The 981-nt window shown below is 39.8% G+C and carries 1 protein-coding gene; it reads right to left on the reverse strand.

Annotation, left to right across the window (positions count from 1 at the left end; all coding sequences use genetic code 11):
- Positions 1-51: 51 nt before the first annotated feature.
- Positions 52-981 (reverse strand): LysR family transcriptional regulator (locus E1160_RS00050; protein ID WP_218048600.1); only part of this gene is annotated, 930 nt, incomplete at its 5' end.

Here is a 981-nt window from a genome sequence, read left to right on the forward strand (position 1 = left end):
ATCAGAAACTATGCCTCATTTATAAATTAATAATTTCGAAAATCTATATAATCAAAGCCATATCGGATTTTCACCAATTCTTTCTATAAGAAAATCAATAAAAACCCGCACCTTGGTCGTGAGTACATTTGATTTTGGATAGAGTAACCACAGTGCAGATGTGTCATCTATTTCATAGTCAGATAAAACTTGAACAAGTTTTCCTTCCCTCAATTCCTGATGAATACTCCACATGGAATTCAATGAAATCCCTGCACCAGCCAATGTTGTCACTTTTTGGTTTAATCCATCATCCAAAATTAAACGGCGCTTTGCCGACATAGGATGAAACACACCAGTTTCTCCGTTTAAACCAGTTAGTTTTCGTGGGGTCATATCCTTAAAACTGATCAACTGATGATCCATCAAATCGTCTGGATGGAATGGGGTACCATTTTTCGCAAGATATTCGGGTGAGGCACATAAAATTCGTTTATCTGATGCCAGTTTTCGGCCCTTTAAACTTGTATCTTCAATAGCAGAATTCCTAAGAGCTAAATCAAAGCTTCCCTCAATCAAGTCATAACGACCATCAGACAAGCGCAGCTCCAAATTCACGCCTGGATGCCGTTCTAAGAAGTCAGGTAAAATCGGCGCAATATATAACTGAGAAAAACTTGCAGGGGCCGTAAATCGTAATGTACCAGTTGCTTCGACACTTCCTTTGCCTAAGGCTGCACGTCCTGCCTTTTCCTGCGCTAATATCTCTTTAGCGAAAGGCAAAAATTCTGCTCCTTCCAAAGATAAAGATACTTTACGAGTAGATCGATGCAGTAAATCCGCGCCTAGAATATGTTCAAGTTTAGCCAAACGGTTACTGGCAACAGCAGGTGCCATGCCCAATTCTTGGCCCGCTCCGCTAATATTTAGCTTTTCAGCCGCGAGAACAAATAAGCGAATACTATCAATATCCATCGACATTATATTAAAAATCCGAATTAT

The sequence above is a fragment of the Curvivirga aplysinae genome (assembly GCF_009711445.1).
In the GTDB taxonomy this organism is placed as follows: domain Bacteria; phylum Pseudomonadota; class Alphaproteobacteria; order UBA8366; family Aestuariispiraceae; genus Curvivirga; species Curvivirga aplysinae.